This window comes from Rhodococcus sp. 05-2254-6 (assembly GCF_002258565.1).
In the GTDB taxonomy this organism is placed as follows: Bacteria; Actinomycetota; Actinomycetes; order Mycobacteriales; family Mycobacteriaceae; genus Rhodococcoides.
In genome coordinates this window covers 34,440-54,505 of the sequence record NZ_NOZF01000154.1, presented here as the reverse complement: position 1 = coordinate 54,505, position 20,066 = coordinate 34,440, and the positions used below count along the sequence as shown (strand labels likewise).

The window sequence follows — 20,066 nt, the reverse complement described above, 5'->3', positions numbered from 1 at the left end:
GGCTGACGCCGCCGGTCGGAATCCGAGCGGTGTCGGTGTCGCCGAGTGTGCCCGAATCGAGCGGTCCCGGTTCGTTGTTGACGATGATCGCGGCGGCCGCTCCCAGTTCCGCTGCAACAGTTTGCTTCACACCGAACGGGCACACTCGGCGACACCGACACCGCTCGGATTCCGACCGGCGGCGTCAGCCAGGAGGACGCGGCGGCCGTTCTGGCCGCACCCGAGGTGACGCTGACCCTCGTCACCGAGACCGAAACGACCACCAGCCGCAACATCATTGCGCAGACCACCACCGGTTCGACCGAGAACGTGGTGGTCACCGGTGCACATCTGGACAGCGTCCCCGAGGGTCCAGGCATCAACGACAACGGAACCGGTACCGCGGCAGTACTCGAGACCGCACTGCAGATGGGTAGCGCCCCCGAGGTGACCAACGCGGTGCGCTTCGCGTTCTGGGGTGCCGAGGAGAACGGACTCGTCGGTTCCACCGAGTACGTCGAGGGCCTGTCCGACGAGGACAAGCGAAACATCGCGCTGTACTTGAACTTCGACATGATCGGCTCGAACAATGCCGGTTACCTCGCCTACGACGGAGACGACTCCGACCAGGTGGGTGAGCCCGCCGGACCGGCCGGATCCGACGCCATCGAGCGCACCTTCGTCGAGCGACTGGCGACCGAGGGCGTAGCCGTCGACGGCACCGATTTCGACGGTCGCTCGGACTACGGCCCGTTCATCGAGGTCGGCATCCCGGCCGGTGGTGTGTTCAGCGGAGCGGACGAGAACAAGACCGCCGAGCAGGCCGAGAAGTGGGGCGGCACCGCGGATCAGACCTTCGACGAGAACTACCACACCGATCAGGACACCCTGGCGAACGTCGACCGCGCAGCATTGGCGAAGAACGGCGCGGCGGTGGCCTATGGAATCGGCGTCTACGCGCAGTCGGTGGAAGGGCCCAACGGGGTTCCGGTGGGTGCCGCGCGCGAGGCCGCTCGCGCCGAAGGATGAGGGTAAGTATGTGTAACCGTGGGTTACGCTCGATGCTGTGAACGCAGTCGTCTCCTCGGTCGTGGAGTGGGTCCGCACCACCAATCGAGCGCCCGCGGTGGTCGGGGCGGTTCGGCGTGTGCGCCGCGCACTACCCGGTGACCCCACGTTCGGCGATCCACTGTCGATCGACGGTCCGGGCAGAGCCATGGCCGTCGCTCGCGTCGCCGACAGGTTTCTGGCTGCGAACGGCCTCGACGACGAACCCGGTGCGTCCCGCGAAGTGGGCCTCGGAGCATTGCAGGTGTGGCAGGCGATCCTCGAACGAGCCGGCCGAGGCTGCGGCGAGCACGACGTCACCATCGTGTTCACCGACCTCGTCGGTTTCTCGTCGTGGTCGCTGCGGGCCGGTGACACCGCCACCCTGACCCTGCTGCGCAAGGTCTCCAAAGCCGTCGAACCCGAGGTCGCATTCCGCGGTGGCCACGTCGTCAAGAGACTGGGCGACGGCATCATGGCCGTGTTCGCCGATCCGGGCAAAGCAGTCGACGCGGTCTTCGCGGCGCGCGAGGCACTGAAAAGCGTCGACGTCGACGGCTACACCCCGACGATGCGCGTCGGCATCCACACCGGCAGCCCGCGGCAGGTGGGATCGGACTGGCTGGGCGTCGACGTCACCGTCGCCGCCCGGGTGATGCAGACCGGCGGCAACGGCAACATCATGATCTCCGCGGCCGCCCTGGAGGGGGTACCGCCGGAGGTGCTCGACGCCTTGCGCGTGGTCTCCAAGCCCTATCGACGCAGCTTCTTCGCTCCGAAGATCAAGGGCGCACCCGACGACCTACGCATCCTCCGACTCGTGCAGTCGCCACAGCGGTGACACCGGTCCGTGGCCCGCGCCCAGATCGTAGGACGCGGCCAAACAGCGGGTGACCCACTCCTTGCCGAACGCCACCGCGTCGGGCATGGAGTATCCGTGCGCCAGCGCCGATGCGATCGATGCGGCGAGGGTGTCGCCGCCGCCGTGATCGTTGCCGGTGTCGATGCGTTCGCTGGTGAATTCGAGGAAGGTGTCGCCGTCGAACAGCAGGTCGGTGCTGTGGGTCGACGTCCGCAGGTGACCGCCCTTGACCAGGGCCCACTGCGCGCCCAACCCGTGCAGGGCCTCGGCGGCGCGGTGCGCGCTGGAGTCGTCGACCACGTCGATGCCGGTGATGAGCCGCACCTCGTCGAGGTTGGGGGTCACCAGCGAGGCGATGGGAAACAGGGTGTGGCGGATGGCGTCGAGGGCCTCGGCGTGCAGCAGAGGATCGCCGTGCATCGACGCGCACACCGGATCGACGACCAACGGAACCGGCTGATCGCGGCCGATACCGACTTCGGTGCAGACTGCCGTGACCGCGTCGATGATCGCGGTGGAGGCCAGCATTCCGGTCTTCGCTGCGCCGACGCCGATGTCGGAGACGACGGAGCGAACCTGCGCGGCGACGACGTCCGGCGGAATCTCGTGGAAGCCCGTCACGCCGACGGTGTTCTGGACCGTGACCGCAGCGACCGCGACACAGGCGTGCACGCCGAGCAGTGCCATCGTTCGGCTGTCCGCCTGGATTCCGGCACCGCCACCGGAGTCGGTTCCGGCGATGGTCAGCGCGCGGACTGGAGTCTCGCCGTTGGGCGTGAGCGGTAGGAACTTCACGAGAGAAGACAGTACCGGCGCGAGGGGAGACGGGGGTCGCGCCCGCGTAATCGGATTGCCGAGTCCGTGGCGAAAACTTGGGCAGGTCTTGAATGTTGTTGTATCACAACGTCGAACAGGGCCACTTATGATCCGTACCAGCATTCGTGTCGGGTTCGACGGACAAACCTACGCATCCGAAGGTTTGTTGGTAGAAAAGGTGACAGAGCTACCGTGCGCATGTTTAATAGTGGTGCACGTCACATCGGTTTCACTCGTTCATCACTCCACACACAGCGAAGGAGGCGTCCCATGCTGGCAAGTTCTCCTAGCGCTGATGTCTCGATCAACAAAGACCAGAACCGATTCGAGCTTCGATTGAACGGTGATCTGGTCGGGATCGTCGGCTTCTACGAGGTCGAGGGAAACGGCACGCGTGCGACGCGTACTCACGTCGTGTCCTTCATGCACACCGTCGTCACCGAGGATTTCGGTCACCAGGGTCTGGCCGGCATTCTGGTGCGCCGCGCACTCGACAGTGCGCGGTCCTACGGCTGGAAGGTCAAGCCGGTCTGCACCTACGTTCAGCGCTTCGCTGCGGCCAATCCTGAATACAACGACATGCTCGTCGCTCTCTGACCTCGGGTTCCTGCGCGCATCGCCCGGTCACATCAAGGCTGGTCACAGTAAGGGCACGACTCGGCGACGATCGGTGCACTCGCCTCGCGTCACATGGACAACACTGGTCTCATAAGTGACATGAGTCACATACTTCCACGGCGGGTCACCGGGCCTGCTCCGGTCGACCGGCCCGTCGTTCGCATCGAGGACGACGTCGATCACAATAGGTTCGACCTCTTCGTCGACGACGAACTCGTCGGCATTCTCGGTTATCGCTTCGGTGAGGGCGACGACGGCGGCGTCGGCCCGGTCGTCGCGCTCATGCACACCGTCGTCAAGGAAGAGTACGGCGACCGCGGATGGGCGGGCGTGCTGGTACGAGCGTCCCTGAACACCGCGCGTGATCGGCAGTGGCGCATCGTTTCGATCTGCACCTACGTGCGGCGATATCTGGCGCAGCACGAAGAATTTCTGGATCTGATCGCTGAATAGAGAGCACTGCTCTTGTCTTGCGTGCCCCTTGGGTGAATACTGCTTCCTATAGAGAGCGCCGCTCTCGAAAGGTTGGCATTCCCCGATGCGTGTATCCCTGTATCTGTTCGTCGGCATCATGTTCGCCGCGTATCCCACACTGCGTCCCTACTCGGACGAGGTGGGCACGGCGGGAGCCGACTCCTTCGCATCCTCGAGCTGGGTGCTCTCGCACACCTTCGCCATGCTCGGCTTCATCGCGCTCGGGCTGACCGTGCTCTACACCGGTGGGCGGTCGGAGCTCGCGGTCGTGACCACGTGGATCGGTGTCGGGTTGGTGCTGCCGTACTACGGCGCGGAAACCTCCGCGCTGCATGTGCTGGGTGTCGATGCCGTACAGAACGCGAACCCCGGCCTGATCGATCTGGCCGACCCGATCAGGTACTCGCTCGTACAGTCCGTCATGTTCGGGCTCGGACTGGTGCTGATCGCCGTCGGGCTGGTGGCATTCGCTCTACGCAACCGCTACGCCGCAGTGCTCGCTGCCGGGTTCGTGCTCTTCCTTCCGCAGTTCTACACCCCGCCTGCCGTGCGAATTGCGCACGGAGTGCTGATCGCCGTCGGGGCGATTCTCGCCGCCAGGGCCGTGGCGGACAGGTCGGCGGACTCTGCTCAGCCGATCTCCACGATCACCGGAGCGTGATCGCTGGCTCCCTTGCCCTTGCGTTCCTCGCGGTCGATAGACGCGCCGGTTACTCGTGCCGCCAGGGCAGGGGAGGTCAACGCCATGTCGATGCGTAGGCCCTGCTTCTTGGGGAACCGCAACTGCGTGTAGTCCCAGTAGGTGTACGTCCTGGGCTCGGGGGTGAACTGCCGCGTCACCTCGGTGAAGCCGGCGTCGCCGAACGCGCTGAAGGCGTCACGCTCGGCTCGGGAGGTGTGGGTCTTGCCCTCGAAGAGCGCGGGATCCCAGACGTCGTCGTCGGTGGGCGCGATGTTCCAGTCGCCTACGAGCGCGATCTGCGCCTGCGGATCCGCCGCCACCCAGGCCTGCGCGTCGGCCTTCAGTGCAGCAAGCCACTCGAGCTTGTAGGTGTAGTGCGGATCGGCGAGTTCCCGGCCGTTGGGCACATACAGGCTCCAGACGCGCACCCCGGCGCACGTGGCACCGATAGCACGGGCCTCCTGAGCGGGATCGATCTCGGGATCCTTGCTGAAGCCGGGCTGATCCTCGAACCCGACCTGCACATCGTCCAGGCCGATGCGCGATGCGATCGCAACGCCGTTCCACTGGCTCAGCCCGACGTGGGCGACCTCGTACCCGATGTCGGTGAAGCGCTGATACGGAAACTGTGCGTCCTTGCACTTGGTTTCCTGCATCGCCAGCACATCGACATCGGATCGCTGCAGCCAATCGACGATTCGATCCTGACGAGAGCGGACGGAGTTCACATTCCAAGTAGCCAAGCGCACGGGAACGAACCTTATCGAACGCCTCCGACAGGCCGGGCATAGCGATACCGATGGTGGTCCTCGAAGCCGAGGTCTCGGTACAGGGCAACGGCTTCGGTGTTGTCGACGGCCACCTGCAGGTACGCGTGTGTCGCTCCGTGGCTGCGTCCCCAGCGCACCAGTTCTCCGCACATCAGTGTGCCGAGGCCGTTGCGGCGATGCTCGGGAGAGACCCAGAGTGAGGTGAGTCCCACCCAGCATCGACCGTCCGGGGCGGTGGTGACGGCCGCGCGACCGACGGCGGCCGCCGACGACGAGTGGGCACCGATCATGCCGAAGCCGAGGGTGCCGCCTCGGACTGCGGCGACCACCTCCGCTGCGCCCGCGGGTGCCTTGCTGCCCTGGTAGTGGAGGGAAGTCAACCACTCGGCTGTCGGCTGCGCGGTGACGTCGATAGCCGATTCGCCTTCGCGCAGAACGAGTTTCGAGATCTCCGCAGCCATGACGGCGCTCTCGTTGTAGGTCCGCCACCCGGCCGGCGCGCTGCCGAGACGGTCGGGGAGCGAGAGCGTCGGCTGCAGTCCGCGAGCGGCGTATCGATCGACGATCTGCGCGAGAGTCTCGGCCGTCGTCGAGGCTCCGGGCTCGAGCGGTGCCGCCGAGTTGGCGCGGCCGGTGAACCCGTGACCGAACCGCAGTTGCCAACCGTCGATCCATTCCCGCTCGACGCCCGGCCAACCGTCGGCGGCAGCGGCCTCGAGCGAGCGGATCTCCGACGTTCGAATCGGCTTGGGCCCCAGAGGTTTCAACGCTACGACTCGTTCGGCGGCGACCTGCACCAGCGCGCCGTCCCGGCCGCGCACCGAGACCGAGCCTGCGTCCATGGCCACCAGTTCGCCGATCACGTCCGTCATCGGGTGGGTGTGGCCGGGTGGCAACCGATAGCGAAGCATCACCCGGGTACCCACCGGGACGGTCAGTCGTCGTCCTCGTCGTCGTGCCCGAACGGGTCGTCCACCGTGCCGGGCGTCCAGCTCAGACCGGGCACGCCCCACCCGGCGCGTTTGATCGCCTTCTTCGCGGCCCGCGCATGTCGACCGATGAGCACGTCCGTGTACAGAAAGCCGTCGAGATGACCCACCTCGTGCTGGAGCATCCGAGCGAAGAAGCCGTGACCCTCGATGTCGACGGGATCACCCTTGGCATCGGTACCGGTCACCCGGGCCCATTCGGCGCGCCCGGTGGGGTGCTGCTCGCCGGGGACGGACAGGCAGCCCTCGTCGTCGTCGTCCGGATCGGGCATCGTCTCCGGAATCTCGGAGGTCTCGAGGACCGGATTGACGACCTCGCCGCGGCGGCGGAAGACCTTGCCGTCCTCGCCTTGATCGGGGCAGTCGTAGATGAACAGACGCTTGCCGACGCCGACCTGATTCGCGGCGAGTCCGACGCCGTTCGCGGCGGCCAACGTCTCGTACATGTCGGCGATCAGCTCGGCGAGCTCGGCGGGTGACTCGGTGACGGGAGCGGTTGCGGTGTGCAGCACCGGATCGCCGACGATCCGGATGGGAAGAATTGCCATGGTCGACAAGGATACCGGGAGTGGAGCCTGCGGAAGGACCCAGTGGTGGGGAGTGGAGCCTGCGGAATGACCCAGTGGTGTGCGTCGCGCATGTGGTCGAGTAGGTGGAACACGCCACGCGCGGGCAGCCCGCAGGAGCCGTGTCCCCGGCGTCGGACATGGTTGAATGATCCCCGAAGTACAACTGTGTAATTCGGTCGGCGCTCCTACGGGTGTCGGCAGTACTGGGGGAAGCAGATTTCTCCGGGTGGGTGATCCTGCCGACCCTGGGAAGTCGAGAAGTCGAGGAGTGGGATGGACGGCGCAGCAGCGCGTAACTCGAACCAGTCTCAGCAACCGGGAAGTTCGGACGGCTCTCAGGATCCGAACGAGGTCGGTGCGGACGGACTGAGTCGACGAGAGCACGACATCCTGTCCTTCGAGCGGCAGTGGTGGAAGTACGCCGGGGCCAAGGAAGAGGCCATCAAGGAACTCTTCTCCATGTCGGCGACCCGCTACTACCAGATCCTGAATGCGTTGGTCGATCGTCCCGAGGCGCTCGCCGCGGATCCGATGTTGGTCAAGCGCCTGCGCCGGTTGCGTGCGAGCAGGCAGAAGGCTCGTGCGGCACGTCGGCTGGGTTTCGACGTCTGAGCAGGTCTTGCGTTCCGTGTGCCGAGTCGCCGTCGACGGTCGGCTAGGGTCGATCAGGTGAGCAGCCCGAACCCGGAACAGACCGGGCCACCACTCCGCGCCCTGGCCATGGTGTTGATTTCGCTCGCGATCCTGTTCGCAGCGATCGGGGCGTTGTCTCTGACGGGTTCCGATTCCGACGATGCGGCCGCCGAACCCGCCGCCGAGACGACGAGCGCACCGGCCGCGGTCGCACCGACCGCACAGGCTCCTGCAGCCCAGGTTCCCGCGGGCGATTCGTCGACCGGTGCCGCGGCACCCACCACCACCTCGGGCGCACCCGCCGACGTCGAAGTGCGGGTACTCAACAACTCCAACGTCTCCGGCCTGGCCGCCGGTACCGCCAGCACGTTGACCGCCGAGGGTTGGAACGTCGCCGAGACGGGCAACTTCAGTGAAGACCAGTTCGCGCAGACCGCGGTGTACTACGGCACGACGGCAGGTGAGGAACAGGCCGCGCAGACCATCGCCACGCAGCTCGGCGTCCCGGCCGAACCCAAGCCGACCTCGCTCGAACCCACTGCAGGCGTCGTCGTCATCGTGACCCAGTAGTCCTGCAGCGGCCAGTTCCACAGCGTCGACTTCCGTGCCCGATTCGGCCGAATCGGTCGGCACGTTATCATTTCCGAGCCCGGCGAAACTGCCTGAAAGAGGAGCGATTTCCGATGGACATGTTCAAGCGACGCACTGCCGCGACCCGATCGTTGCGTTACGTGGCCCCGGTCCTCGCGATCGCAGCTCTCGGGCTCTCCGCCTGTAGCAACGGCGAGGTCCCGTCCGACGTCCCCGGCACCGTCCCGCCGGTGTGGACCGGAGAGGCCGATCCGTCGGCAGAAGCCGTCGCCGGCGACAGCCCGGCCGAGTCGAGCTCCGGCGACATCATCGAGGCCGCACTGCGCGACGCCTCCGGTGCCGAGGTCGGCACGGTGTCGTTCATGTCCGAGGGCGACAAGCTCACCGTCACCGCCGAGGTCGAGGGCATGACCCCGGGCTTCCACGGCTTCCACGTTCACACCGTCGCCGCTTGCGAGCCGAACTCCGTGGCACCGACAGGCGGGGAGCCCGGCGCATTCCTGTCCGCGGGCGGTCACCTGCAGGTCGACGGCCGCACCGAGCACCCGGCCAGCGGTGACCTGACGTCCATCCAGGTCGGCGAGGACGGCACCGGAATGCTCGTCACCACCACCGACGCGATCACACTCGACGATCTGCGTGCCGACGGTGCCGGAACCTCGGTGATCGTGCACGACGGTGCCGACAACTTCGCCAACATCCCGCCGCGGTACACCCTGCCCGACGGTGCCGCCGTGCCGGACATGACGACTCTGATGACCGGCGATGCCGGCTCGCGGGCGGCGTGCGCGGTACTGCAGTAGTTTGAGCGCTCCCCGGATCGACTTCGCGAGTTCACCGCGCCCGACGCTCGGCGTCGAGTGGGAGATCGCGCTGGTCGACAAGAACACGCGAGACCTGGTCAACTCCGCCGAGGCGGTCATGGACGGTGTCCGCGACCTGGCCGGGGACACCCCGCGGGTGACGAAGGAACTGCTCCGCAACACCGTCGAACTCGTCACCGGAGTGTGCGAGAACGTCGGGGAGGCGATGGCAGACCTCGGTGAGTCTCTATCGCTCGTCGAGCGCGCGGCGGATCCGCTGGGGATCGATCTGTTCTCGGCGGGGACCCATCCGTTCGCGGAGTGGTCCACCCAGCAGCTCACCAGTTCCCCGAGTTACGACGAGTTGATCGCTCGGACGCAGTGGTGGGGTCGGCAGATGCTGATCTGGGGTGTGCACGTGCACGTGGGAGTGTCGTCTCCCGACAAGGTCTTTCCCATTCTCAACTCAGTGCTGCTGCAGTACCCGCACCTGCTGGCACTGTCGGCGTCCTCACCGATCTGGGCGGGCAACGACACCGGCTACGCCAGCAATCGTGCGTTGATGTTCCAGCAGCTGCCGACGGCCGGGCTGCCGTTCCAGTTCGAGAACTGGCCGCAGTTCGAGGGATTCGTTCGTGATCAGCTCAAGACCGGCGTCATCGAGCAACTCGGCGGCATGCACTGGGACATCCGGCCCGCCCCCAAGTGGGGAACCATCGAGGTTCGGGTGTGCGACGGGGCGTCGACCAAGCGGGAGCTCGCGGCTCTCGTCGCGTTGACGCACTGCCTCATCGTCCATCTCGACGAACGTCTCGAAGCGGGGGAGACCCTGCCGTCGATACCGCCGTGGCACGTGCAGGAGAACAAGTGGCGGGCTGCCCGGTACGGCCTCGATGCCGAGATCATCCTCGACTCCGACAGCAACGAACGTCTGGTCACCGACGACCTGAACGACCTGCTCGAGAAGCTGACGCCGACGGCCGTCCGGTTGAACTGCGTCGACGAGTTGGCCGCGGTGGCCGACATTCCGCGGCTCGGGGCGTCCTACCAGCGTCAGCGGGCGGTGGCCGCGAAATCCAACGGTGACCTGCGAGCCGTCGTGGAATCGTTGGTCACCGACCTCCGCGCCTGATCCGGCGCGGCTCGCGCTACTCGTCGGGGTCGTTCGGTTCCATCTCGTTGACGATCAGCAGTCCGTCGCGGCCCCGCTGTTCTCGATAGGCGACGCGGCCCACGGTATGCGCGATCACCGGAGCGGTGACCAGCGTGAAGATGCCCACCAGCACGAGCATCCAGATGTCGACGTTGCCGCGAAGGCTGATGATGGCCCCGATCAGCACCATGATCAGACCGACCACCTGCGGCTTGGTGGCCGCGTGCATCCGCGAGAGGGTATCGGGGAAGCGCACGATGCCGACGGCCGCGGTGAAGGCGAGCAGTGCTCCGAACAGGATGAAGGCGGAGGCAATGACCTGGGCTACGGTGCTCATTCGTCCCTCACTGTGTCACTCATTCGTCCCTCACTCTGAATCGCGCGATGCTGACCGACCCGACGAAGCTGACCAAGGACAGCGCGACGATGGCCGGTACGAGGGTGGTGTCGCGGCTGTAGACGGCCCACACACCGAGACCGCACATCGAGACGGCCAGGATCGTGTCCATCGCGACGAGACGGTCGAGCGTGCTCGGTCCGTCGAGCAGTCGGTAGGCGGTGAGAATCGCGGCACCGATCAGAAGGGCTCCGGCTATCGCCAGGACGACGGTCACGACCAGTCCCCCTTCCTCTTGTCGTCGGTCTTCTTGTCGTCCCTCGGGGCGTCGCGGTCCGTCGATGCCGGATCGTCGCCGAGCACTCCGTGGTACTGCTCGTACTCCTGGAAATGCAGCGGGCTCGGCTTCCAGTCGGAGTCTCGCTCGAACGCCGCGATGAAGAGTTTCTCCAGGTTTCGTACGTAGGCGTAGAAGCCGTCGACGGCCTTCTGCGTGCCCATGTCCAGCACGTGCACGTAGAGCAGGCGTCGGGTTCGGTCGATCTCGAGCACCATGGTGCCGGGCACGAGGTTCATCGCGTCGACGAACAGGGTGAGCACCAGATCGGATTTGATCGCGATGCGGCAGCGCAGCACTCCGGTGACCGGCGGTGCTTTCGGGCGGATCGCCAACCAGGCCACATTGACGCTGGATTCCCCTGCGTAGTAGAGAAATACGACGGCCAGCTTGACGAGTGAGAACACGTGGATGCGGCCCTCGACCGGAACGCGAGGCAACGGCAGCAGCACCATGATGAGCAGTCCCACCGCGATGCCGCCCAGGACGTTCGCCGCAGAGACGTTGCCCCACAACAGAACCCAGATTGCCGTCAGCCACGCGAGCGTCCACAGGCGCAGCAGAACGGAGCGGTTCATCTTCATCGGGTGCCCTCCTCGTTCGTGCGCGACTGCTCGTAGGCCTGATCGCCGACCCATTCCGCACCGCGCACCGCATCGATGTACACCGACCGATCGCGAAGATCTGCCGCGGCGCGATCGCTGATGTCGATGATGGGGCCGGCGAACACCGTCATGGCCAGGCCGACGGCGACGAGCCCGATGGTCGGAAGCAACATGAAGGCGGGCATCCGGCCCACGTCCTCGCGGTCACCGAACTGGATGTCGGACGAGTCGTCGAGAAGAGCGGACGGGCTGTTGTCCGCCAGGTCGCCCTCGGGAGCGTCGGCGCGAGCTCGCCAGAACGCCTTGGTCCAGACTCGGGCGACGACGTACAGCGTCAACAGGCTGGTGACGGTTCCACCCGCGACGAGCAACCAGGCCAACACGCTGCCCTGCTCGCTACCGGCCTGCAGCAGTGCGACCTTTCCGATGAAACCCGAGAACGGCGGAATGCCACCGAGATTGAGGGCCGGCACCAGGAACACGATCGCCAGCACCGGGCTGGCCGCAGCCAGACCGCCGAGGCGTCGAAGCGACGACGAACCGGCCTGACGCTCGATGAGACCAACGACGAGGAACAGCGTCGTCTGCACCAGAATGTGGTGGGCGACGTAATAGATCGAGCCGGACAATCCCGATTGTGTCGACAGAGCGACGCCGAAGATCATGTAGCCGATATGGCTGACGAGGGTGAACGACAACAGTCGCTTGATGTCGCTCTGTGCGATGGAGCCGAGGATGCCGACGAGCATCGTCAGCAGGCCGCAGACCATCAGTACGTTGTCGAGTGAGCCGTCGGGGAACAGCAGGGTGTGCGCGCGGATGATCGCGTACACACCGACTTTCGTCAGCAGGCCGGCGAACACGGCGGTGACCGGTGCCGGGGCGGTGGGATACGAGTCGGGCAGCCACGTCGAGAGCGGGAACACCGCGGCCTTGATGCCGAACGCGACCAGTAGAACCGCGAAGATCGCGGTTCTGGTTCCTGGGGTGATGTCGTCCATGCGTACCGCGATGTGGGCCAGGTTCAGCGTCCCGGTGGCTGCGTAGACCAGCGCGATGCCGATCAGGAAGATCAGCGAGGACACCATCGACACCATCACGTAAGACACGCCCGCACGCACGCGGTCGGCACTCGCGCCGAGTGTCAGCAACACGAACGAGGCCGCGAGCAGCACCTCGAAGCCGACGAACAGGTTGAACAGGTCGCCTGCAAGGAACGCGTTGCAGACACCTGCGGTCAACGCGAGGTAGGTCGGCAGGAAGATCGAGACGGGCTGATTCTCGCTACCGTCGCGGATGCCCTGGCCGATCGAGTAGACCATGACGGCCAGCAGCACGATGGACGAGACGACGAGCATCATCGCCGACAGACGGTCCACCACGAGGGAGATGCCGAGCGGGGAATCCCAACCGCCGACCTGCAGTGCGCTGGTGCCGTCGCGATCGGCGAGATAGAGCATCACCGACGAGATCGCGACCACCGCGGTGAGCGCGACGATGGTGATGAATCGCTGAGCGCGAGGCCGTCGCCCCAGCACCAGGGTCGACGCGGCGGCGAGCATCGGAATCAGTACCGGCAGCGGAGTCAGAACGTCGATCACTGCGGGGGAGATCGTCATGCGTGGTCTCCCTTCTCATCTGGGCGGCTGTTGTCCTTCTCGGCGGTGTCGAGTCCGTCCAGCCCGCGCAGCTGCGGATTGTCGTCGTCGTTGTCGAAATCACCGTCGTGCAGATCCTCGTAGCACTCGAGATCCTCGAGGTTTCTGATCTCCTCGAGCGGAATGGGGTTGCCCTTCGAGTCGAATGCGTCGCCGCCGAAGCTCGGCTCGCCCGTCACCGGGTCGTCCGAGCGGTCGCGGTCGGGGGCCTCGGCCATCGAGCGGCGCCGGGACACCTTGGTGTCCTCGGGGTCGTTCTCGACGTCGTCCTTGGTATTGAGGGTGAACGACCGGTAGGCCAGAGCCAGCACGAACGCCGCGATTCCCATCGTGATGACGATTGCCGTCAGGATCACCGCCTGGGCCAGCGGGTCCGCCATCTCCTGGTTCACCGCGTTGTCCCGACCCACGATTGGCGGGGCTCCCGCAGGGCCGGCGATCGTGAGCATGAGCAGGTTGACGCCGTTGCCGACGAGTAGCAGGCCCAGCAGCATCTTGGTGATACTGCGCTCGAGCAGCAGATACACACCCGCCGCGATGAGGACACCGACAATGACGAGCATTCCGAGATCAGCGGTCATGGGGCGCTCACTCGGCCTTGGCTCTGCATTTCCACCTGTGCGTCGAGACGCGCGCCGAGACTACGGAGCACGTCGAGTACCAACCCGACCACGATGAGATACACACCGAGGTCGAAGAACAATGCGGTGACCAACTTGATGTCGCCGAGGATCGGCAACGTCACCTCCAACGTCGCCGAGGACAACGCCGGGGCTCCGAGGAACATCGACGCCACCGCGGTTCCGGCCGCGAAGATCAAGCCGAGTCCGAGGATCTTTCCGGCGTCGATCGGAACTGTCTCACCGAGCTCGTAGCGGCCACCGGCCAAGTACCTCAGCACCAGCGCCAGGCCGGCGGTGAGGCCACCGGCGAAACCGCCTCCGGGAGCGTTGTGACCGGAGAAGAAGAAGTAGATAGAGAGCACCATGATCGTCGGGAAGATCAATCGCGTCGTGACCTCGAGAATCAACGAGCGATGTCGCGGATCGATCAGATCGCCGCCGAGCAGCCACGTCGTCTCCGCCGCGTAGTTCGCATCGGAGGACGACGAGGGGGCGTCGGACACCCGCGGAGCGCTACCGAACCGGCGGTTGCGGAAGACCAGGCTCGCCACGCCAGTAGCCGCGACGAGCAGGACGCAGATCTCGCCGAGAGTGTCCCAGGCGCGGATGTCCACGAGGATCACGTTGATGACGTTCTGGCCGTCGCCCAGGTTGTATGCGGCGTCCGGCAGGAGCAGCGACACCGGGTCTGTGTTTCGGGCGTTCATCGCGAACGCACCCAGGATGCTCACGGTCGCCCCGACGGCGACGGCGAGCACCGCGCGAGGCCCGCGCGATCCGGCCGAACCCCGGTCGTCGACCTCGGCCGGGAGCTTGCGCAGGACGAGCACGAACATCACGAGGGTCAAGGTCTCGACGAGGAACTGGGTCAGCGCCAGGTCCGGGGCACCGTGGATGGCGAAGATGACTCCGCAGCCGTAGCCGGTGAGACCGACGAGAATGACGCTGGCCAAGCGGTTGCGCATCACCGTGGCTCCGAGGCCACCCGCGATCATGATGGCCCCGATGATCAGCTGCAACGGGTTGTTCCACAGGGTGTAGTCCAAGTCCGGTTCTGCGCCGAGGATCAGCACGATCATCGGCAGCAGCACCAGCGTCAGCAGGATCGTGCCCTGAGTGAGAGGGAGCGAACCGCGCTGCGTGGTGCCGGTGAGGCGGATCGACAGGGTGTCCATGGACTTGAGCACGTTGTCGTAGATGCGGTCTGCGTTGCCGAGCGGAGGATGCTCGAACTTGAGCCGGTTGACCACCCGATGCGCGATGAACAACCCGACACCACCGGTGACGACGACGACGGTCAGCGCGAGCGGAAGATTGAAACCGTGCCAGAGGGCCAGGTGGTAGGGCTCCTGGCCGTACGACGGGAGGGTGCGAGCGTAGGGACTGACGATGTGGTCGACGACCGAGGATGCGAACCCGGCGACCAGACCGAGCACCGCAAGGAAGGCGGGTGCGGCGAGGAACAGTGCGGCCGGCGCGTGCATCGCCTTGACCGACGGACTCGCTCGCTTGAGCTGCTTGCGCGCGAACGCGCCCCAGACGAACCGAATGCTGTAGGTGACCGTGAGTATCGAGCCGATCACCAAGCCTGCGACGACGACGGCCGCGACCGTGGGATCGAGCGTCGGCGTGCTGATCACGGCCGATAACGCCGTCTCCTTGCCGACGAACCCGAGCATCGGCGGAAGTCCGGCCATGCTGGCCGCGGCCAGCGCGGCTATCGCGGCGAGCCAGGGAGCCTTCTTGCCCAGGTGAGCAAGTTTGCGGATGTCGCGGGTGCCGGTGGTGTGATCGATGATGCCGACGACCATGAACAGCGCCGCTTTGAACATCGCGTGGGCGATCACCATCGTCAGGCCGGCGAGCATCGCCTTCTCCGAGCCGATGCCGACCAACACCATGAGGAAGCCGAGCTGGCTGACGGTGCCGAACGCGAGGATCAGCTTGAGGTCGAATGCGCGCAGAGCGCGCCACCCGGCCAGGATCATCGACAGCAGTCCGAGGCTGATCACCGTGGCGCGCCACGGGCCGGAATCGGCGAACCCCGGGGCCAGGCGCGCCACCAGGTAGATGCCCGCTTTGACCATGGCAGCGGCGTGAAGGTAGCCGCTGACCGGTGTCGGGGCGGCCATGGCTCCGGGGAGCCAGAAGTGCAGTGGCACGATGGCCGACTTGCTCAGTGCGCCGATGAGGACCAGCACGATCGCGACACCGGGCAACCAGCCGCCCGGCGCGTTCGCGACCAGCTCGGAGAGGTTGTAGGTGCCGGACACCTGGCCGAGGATGATGATGCCGACCAGCATCGCCAGGCCACCCGCGGTGGTGACGAGCAGTGCCTGGGTGGCCGCTCGTCTGCTCGACGCACGCTCGGCGTAGTGGCCGACGAGCAGGAACGACAGGACCGTCGTGATTTCCCAGAAGATGTAGAGCACCAGCATGTTGTCGCTGGTGATGAGGCCGAACATCGCACCGGAGAACGCGACCATTTCGGCGGCGAACAGCCCGAGCCGAGGCTCGTCGTCCTCGAAGTAACGCGCGCAGTAGAGCAGAATCAGTGCGCCGATGCCGAGAACCAGCAGCGACATGATGGCCGCGAGAGAGTCGAACCGCATGTCGATGTTCATCGACAGGCCAGGGACCCATTCGATGTTCAGTTTCTGTTCGGTTCCCCAGTTGCCGAACACCCAGATCAGGCTGAGCAGGGGTACGAGCGCGAGTGGGAAAAAGGCATTGCGACCCCACCAGCGGACGAACAGTGGCGCGAGCAGCGCGGCGGCGGCATGCGCAAGAAGAATGGCGAGCAAAAATCACTCCGTCGTCTCGGTCGCATCGGCGGTGAAACCGAGCGGTGGTCGTAGGGCGGCGATGAGTAGGGTGTGCGAAGTCCGTGTGAAGTTCGATGTGAAGCTTTGAGAAATAATGAACCGGTTGCCGAGCGGCAGCCGCGAGTTGTCGTTGTCCACTTTACTTTGCGAGGTAGGCGGCGTGCCAGGCGGTACAGAACGCTGCGGGTCCGGGAGTGAGGAGAGCGCGTCGGTGACCGATTCGAGGCTCATTCGGACCGCCGGGCTGGCGTACGTCCGCGATCGTCGAATGATTCAGACACGATCGGCCGGAAAGTCCGCGTTCTACATGGCGGGCGGAAAGATCGACCCGGGCGAGACACCCGAGCAAGCACTGCATCGCGAGATCAGGGAAGAGCTCGATGCAGCGGTGACGGACGCCCGGCTCCTCGGGGTGTTCGAGTGTGAGGCCTGGGGGCACCCGGCAGGAACCCCGCTCGAGATCACGTGTTTCCTCGCCGATCTGGCGTCCGAGCCGACGCCGACCAGCGAGATCGCAGAGATCAGGTACTTCACTCGCGACGAGTACGCCGCCATGCCGGACGTTGCTCCGGGGTCGCTGATGGTGTTCGACCGGATGAAAGCGCTCGATTTGATCGACTGAAGCGCGTATGTTGGTCGTAGAGAGAACGTACGTTCTCTCTCGGTCACCGCGAAGGAGTCTCATGACGAACCTGTCCCAGAAAGCCACCACCCTGCTCGAGCTGCACAAGCCGGGCAACCCGGTCGTATTGCCGACGGTGTGGGACGCCTGGTCTGCCAACCTCGCCGTCTCCGCCGGGTTCACCGCGCTGACCGTCGGAAGCCACCCCGTCTCGGACTCCATCGGCAAGCCCGACAACGAGGGCATCACCTTCGACGAACTGCTCACCCGCATCTCGCAGATCTCCGCAGCCGTCGACGTTCCGCTGTCGGTCGACATCGAATCCGGCTACGGCGAGGACCCCAAGCGACTCATCGACGGACTGATCTCTGCCGGAGCCGTCGGCCTCAACATCGAGGACACCGTGCACAGCGAAGGCGGACGCCTCCGCGAAGCGCAGGAACACGCAGACTTCGTCGGAGCACTGCGCGCAGCATCCGACGCCACCGACGTCCACGTGGTCATCAACGCCCGCACCGACCTGTTCGTCAAGGCAATCGGCGACGAGAGTGACCGCGTCGACCGAGCCATCGCCCGGTTGAAGCTGTGCGCCGCAGCCGGTGCCGACTCGCTCTACCCCGTCGGCTTCCACAACGACGCGGACTACAAGCGTCTCGCCGAGGAACTCCCGCTGCCGATCAACGCCATCGCCAACCCGGCCGAAGGCGACCTGTCGCACTTCGCCTCCCTGGGCGTGGGTCGCATCAGCTTCGGCCCGATCTTCCAGATGGAGCTGGCCAAGCGGGCAGAGGAAATCCTCGGCCGCTGGAAGTGAGAGCGGCTTCGCCGCAGGTGAGCGGAAACTCGTAGCCTGCTACGAGTTTCCGCTCACGACCCGTAGGCCCGCAGATGCGCCACCTGCTCGGGATCGAGTGACGGTCTGACCGTCGCCCGAGCGGCGGCGACATCGGCGGCGGTGACGTCGGCCGCATCCATCGACCGACGCATCGCCGTCAGCGCGGCCTCACGCAGCAACGCCGCGCAGTCGGCCGCGGAGTAGCCGTCGAGGTCGCGCGCCAACGACTCGAGATCGACGTCCTCGGCGAGCGGGATGGATTTGCCCGACGCCCTCAGGATGTCAACGCGGGCATCGGAATCCGGCGGCGGCACGAACACGAGCCGCTCGAGCCGGCCGGGCCGGAGCAGTGCGGGATCGATCAGGTCGGGTCGGTTGGTTGCCCCGAGTACGACGACGTCGCGCAACGGTTCGACGCCGTCGAGTTCGGTCAGCAGCGCCGCGACGACTCGATCGCCGACGCCGGAATCCGAGCTCTGGCCGCGTCGGGGCACGAGAGCATCCACTTCGTCCAGGAAGATCAGCGAGGGAGCGGAATCTCGGGCGCGTTGAAAGAGTTCTCGGACAGCCTTTTCCGAGGAGCCGACCCATTTGTCCATCAGCTCTGCGCCCTTGACCGAGTGCACGCTGAGTTGCCCGGAGCTCGCCAGCGCACGCACTAGGAACGTCTTGCCGCAGCCGGGTGGACCGTACAGAAGAACTCCCCGCGGCGGCTCGATTCCCAATCGCGCGAACGAATCCGGGTGACGCAGCGGCCACAGTACCGCCTCGGTGAGTGCCTGCTTGGTCTCCACCATGTCGCCGACGTCGTCGAGCGTGAGACTACCGATCGCCAGTTCTTCGCTTCCCGAACGCGACAGCGGGCGAATGACCTGAAGAGCGCCCACCAGATCGTCCTGCGTCAACGAGGCCGCGGCCGAATCGTTCGATGCGCGCGCCGCTGCCCGCAGCGCCGCCTCCCGCGTCAGGGCGGCCAGATCGGCGACCACGAAACCCGGTGTCCGTGAGGCGATCTCGCCCAGGTCGACGTCGCCCTGCGGAACCTTTCGGAGGAGATGCTCCAGCAATCCCTTGCGGCCTGCCGCGTCGGGCAGGGTCAGGGTGAGTTCACGATCGCACAGGTCCTGACCGCGCAGTCTGGGATCGGTCGCCTCCGGATGGGCCGTCGTCGCGATCAGGGCGAGACCCGGAGTGTCGACGGCCCGGCGCAGTACATCGAGGACGAACGTGGACGCCGGTTCGGGCTCGGAGGGCAACAACGCGTCGACGTCGGTGATGAGCAGAACCCCGGAACCGGCGAGTTCGTCCACTGCCGCGGTGACGCGATCGACCCGGGCCGACGCCTCGAGCGCGCCGATCGACGGTCCGTCCAGCACGACGCATGCGCGTTCACCGACGACCGCGCGCGCCAACGTCGCCTTGCCGACCCCACCCGGTCCGGTGATCAACACCCCCAGATGCGGCGATGCGCCGAGCGTTGCCAGCAACTCCGACTCGTCCAACGCCAGCCGCAGCCACTCGGTCAGCTTGGCCGCCTGCGCGCTCACTCCCACCAGATCGGCTGCGCTCACTCTGGCCGCCGTGGCTTTCTGTGGCGCTGACACAGGTGCGGATGCCGAGGCAGCGACGGTGCCGGAGCCCCACCCGACCGCCGAATTGGGTTGCACACTGACCGGCTCATTCGACGGGTCGACGGCCGAGACCGTCAACAGTTCGGTGGTCCACGCGACCCCGAATGTCCTCGACAGCGCCTGCGTCGCAGATGTCGTCGAGGTTCCGGGGCCGAGATCACGGGGGAGGAGTGAGACCGTGTCGCCCACCGTCAGTACCTTGCCGAGCAACGCTTGTCGCAGGGTGGCGTCGGAGATGGAACCGGTGGCGAGCGCGGAGCCGGTCACAGTGACGGCCTTGGCCCCGTAGACGGTGACGGGTCCGACTGCGACAGAAGCATTTTCGCGAAGGCCGGTGTTGGAGAGCGTCACGTCGTCCAGCAACGCGGTGCCCTGAGGTGATCCCTCGGGAGCCGAGGCGACGACGGCGGCTGTGCGACGAGAACCGATGAGCGACACCGCATCCCATTCCCGCAGGCCCAGCGCCGCAAGGACTTCCGGATGCAGGCGCACGACGCCGCGTCGGGCATCGGCCGCCGAGGTGTTGAGGCGGGCAGTGAGAACGAGCTCAGGCGTCGTCGAGCGAGATTCGGTCACCACAGCCACACTAACGGGTCGGCTGCGCGCG

22 protein-coding genes and 1 pseudogene are annotated in these 20,066 nt (G+C 66.0%); 11 read left to right on the top strand and 12 right to left on the bottom strand.

Going from position 1 to position 20,066, the window contains the following annotated elements; genetic code table 11:
- The coding region (locus tag CH256_RS21440; protein ID WP_306438725.1) for a PA domain-containing protein at window positions 1–130 on the bottom strand (130 nt) is incomplete at its 3' end.
- Window positions 131–138: 8 nt separating this feature from the next.
- Between CH256_RS21440 and CH256_RS21435 the strand changes: the two are divergent.
- Together CH256_RS21435 and CH256_RS21430 are read left to right on the top strand one after the other, a co-directional pair.
- A pseudogene (locus CH256_RS21435) lies at window positions 139–1,008 on the top strand (M20/M25/M40 family metallo-hydrolase); the annotation flags it as partial.
- Window positions 1,009–1,045: 37 nt separating this feature from the next.
- Window positions 1,046–1,867, top strand: a complete 822-nt coding sequence (locus tag CH256_RS21430; protein WP_094670537.1) for an adenylate/guanylate cyclase domain-containing protein — start codon at window positions 1,046–1,048, stop codon at window positions 1,865–1,867.
- On the opposite strand, the gene thiD is transcribed toward CH256_RS21430, so the two are convergent.
- Entirely contained in the window at window positions 1,829–2,683 is an 855-nt protein-coding gene (gene thiD / locus CH256_RS21425) for a bifunctional hydroxymethylpyrimidine kinase/phosphomethylpyrimidine kinase (RefSeq protein WP_068048074.1), read from the bottom strand. The two genes, CH256_RS21430 and thiD, sit on opposite strands and share 39 nt — an antisense overlap.
- 291 nt (window positions 2,684–2,974) lie before the next feature.
- On the opposite strand from thiD, the gene CH256_RS21420 reads away from it, so the two are divergent.
- The 3 genes from CH256_RS21420 to CH256_RS21410 all read left to right on the top strand — a co-directional run bounded on the left by CH256_RS21420 (window position 2,975) and on the right by CH256_RS21410 (window position 4,457).
- On the top strand, window positions 2,975–3,301 hold the full coding sequence (locus tag CH256_RS21420; protein WP_068048077.1) for a GNAT family N-acetyltransferase: 327 nt from the start codon (window positions 2,975–2,977) through the stop codon (window positions 3,299–3,301).
- Window positions 3,302–3,421: 120 nt separating this feature from the next.
- Window positions 3,422–3,775, top strand: a complete 354-nt coding sequence (locus CH256_RS21415) for a GNAT family N-acetyltransferase (protein ID WP_094670539.1) — start codon at window positions 3,422–3,424, stop codon at window positions 3,773–3,775.
- A gap of 85 nt (window positions 3,776–3,860) precedes the next feature.
- Window positions 3,861–4,457 (top strand): hypothetical protein, encoded by a 597-nt coding sequence (locus CH256_RS21410; RefSeq protein WP_094670536.1) that lies wholly within the window; start codon window positions 3,861–3,863, stop codon window positions 4,455–4,457.
- Here CH256_RS21410 and CH256_RS21405 read toward each other — a convergent pair.
- Genes CH256_RS21405 through CH256_RS21395 form a run of 3 tightly spaced genes read right to left on the bottom strand, consistent with a single transcriptional unit; the run spans window position 4,427 to window position 6,785 of the window.
- Complete coding sequence (locus CH256_RS21405) at window positions 4,427–5,227, bottom strand: exodeoxyribonuclease III (protein ID WP_094640992.1); 801 nt, start codon at window positions 5,225–5,227, stop codon at window positions 4,427–4,429. The genes CH256_RS21410 and CH256_RS21405 overlap by 31 nt on opposite strands.
- A gap of 11 nt (window positions 5,228–5,238) precedes the next feature.
- Entirely contained in the window at window positions 5,239–6,186 is a 948-nt protein-coding gene (locus CH256_RS21400; RefSeq protein ID WP_441344181.1) for an N-acetylglutamate synthase, CG3035 family, read from the bottom strand.
- Complete coding sequence (locus tag CH256_RS21395) at window positions 6,183–6,785, bottom strand: peptide deformylase (RefSeq protein WP_094640994.1); 603 nt, start codon at window positions 6,783–6,785, stop codon at window positions 6,183–6,185. Before CH256_RS21395 ends, CH256_RS21400 begins: the two co-directional genes overlap by 4 nt.
- A 294-nt stretch (window positions 6,786–7,079) precedes the next feature.
- Between CH256_RS21395 and CH256_RS21390 the strand changes: the two genes are divergently transcribed.
- The 4 genes from CH256_RS21390 (at window position 7,080) to CH256_RS21375 (ending at window position 9,965) form a co-directional block, all read left to right on the top strand.
- Window positions 7,080–7,418, top strand: a complete 339-nt coding sequence (locus CH256_RS21390) for a DUF3263 domain-containing protein (RefSeq protein ID WP_094670534.1) — start codon at window positions 7,080–7,082, stop codon at window positions 7,416–7,418.
- Between the two features lie 57 nt (window positions 7,419–7,475).
- Window positions 7,476–8,009, top strand: coding sequence for a LytR C-terminal domain-containing protein (locus CH256_RS21385; protein WP_256989507.1), 534 nt, complete (start codon window positions 7,476–7,478; stop codon window positions 8,007–8,009).
- Between the two features lie 113 nt (window positions 8,010–8,122).
- The gene (sodC, locus tag CH256_RS21380; protein ID WP_068048094.1) at window positions 8,123–8,833 is read left to right on the top strand and encodes a superoxide dismutase[Cu-Zn]; all 711 of its coding nucleotides are present in this window, start codon (window positions 8,123–8,125) and stop codon (window positions 8,831–8,833) included.
- Entirely contained in the window at window positions 8,796–9,965 is a 1,170-nt protein-coding gene (locus CH256_RS21375; protein ID WP_094670533.1) for a glutamate--cysteine ligase, read from the top strand. Before sodC ends, CH256_RS21375 begins: the two co-directional genes overlap by 38 nt.
- 16 nt (window positions 9,966–9,981) lie before the next feature.
- Here CH256_RS21375 and mnhG read toward each other — a convergent pair whose 3' ends face one another.
- The 6 genes from mnhG to CH256_RS21345 are packed head-to-tail and all read right to left on the bottom strand — an operon-like array spanning window position 9,982 to window position 16,350.
- Complete coding sequence (gene mnhG / locus CH256_RS21370) at window positions 9,982–10,323, bottom strand: monovalent cation/H(+) antiporter subunit G (RefSeq protein WP_068048100.1); 342 nt, start codon at window positions 10,321–10,323, stop codon at window positions 9,982–9,984.
- A 19-nt stretch (window positions 10,324–10,342) separates the two neighbouring features.
- Window positions 10,343–10,600, bottom strand: coding sequence for a monovalent cation/H+ antiporter complex subunit F (locus CH256_RS21365; RefSeq protein ID WP_032393772.1), 258 nt, complete (start codon window positions 10,598–10,600; stop codon window positions 10,343–10,345).
- Window positions 10,597–11,238, bottom strand: coding sequence for a Na+/H+ antiporter subunit E (locus CH256_RS21360; RefSeq protein WP_373454856.1), 642 nt, complete (start codon window positions 11,236–11,238; stop codon window positions 10,597–10,599). Before CH256_RS21360 ends, CH256_RS21365 begins: the two co-directional genes overlap by 4 nt.
- Before the next feature lie 2 nt (window positions 11,239–11,240).
- Window positions 11,241–12,884, bottom strand: coding sequence for a Na+/H+ antiporter subunit D (locus CH256_RS21355; protein WP_094640997.1), 1,644 nt, complete (start codon window positions 12,882–12,884; stop codon window positions 11,241–11,243).
- A complete protein-coding gene (locus CH256_RS21350) occupies window positions 12,881–13,504 on the bottom strand; it encodes a Na(+)/H(+) antiporter subunit C (RefSeq protein ID WP_094640998.1) in 624 nt (207 codons plus the stop codon). The genes CH256_RS21355 and CH256_RS21350 overlap by 4 nt, the downstream gene beginning before the upstream one ends.
- Window positions 13,501–16,350 carry a Na+/H+ antiporter subunit A gene (locus CH256_RS21345; RefSeq protein ID WP_094640999.1) on the bottom strand — a complete coding sequence of 950 codons (2,850 nt, stop codon included), beginning with the start codon at window positions 16,348–16,350 and terminating at the stop codon, window positions 13,501–13,503. Before CH256_RS21345 ends, CH256_RS21350 begins: the two co-directional genes overlap by 4 nt.
- A gap of 232 nt (window positions 16,351–16,582) precedes the next feature.
- On the opposite strand from CH256_RS21345, the gene CH256_RS21340 reads away from it, so the two are divergent.
- Window positions 16,583–16,993, top strand: coding sequence for an NUDIX hydrolase (locus CH256_RS21340; protein ID WP_369597663.1), 411 nt, complete (start codon window positions 16,583–16,585; stop codon window positions 16,991–16,993).
- Window positions 16,994–17,054: 61 nt separating this feature from the next.
- Entirely contained in the window at window positions 17,055–17,807 is a 753-nt protein-coding gene (locus tag CH256_RS21335) for an isocitrate lyase/PEP mutase family protein (RefSeq protein WP_094641000.1), read from the top strand.
- Window positions 17,808–17,860: 53 nt separating this feature from the next.
- On the opposite strand, the gene CH256_RS21330 is transcribed toward CH256_RS21335, so the two are convergent.
- Window positions 17,861–20,035 (bottom strand): AAA family ATPase, encoded by a 2,175-nt coding sequence (locus CH256_RS21330; protein ID WP_094641426.1) that lies wholly within the window; start codon window positions 20,033–20,035, stop codon window positions 17,861–17,863.
- Window positions 20,036–20,066: the final 31 nt, after the last annotated feature.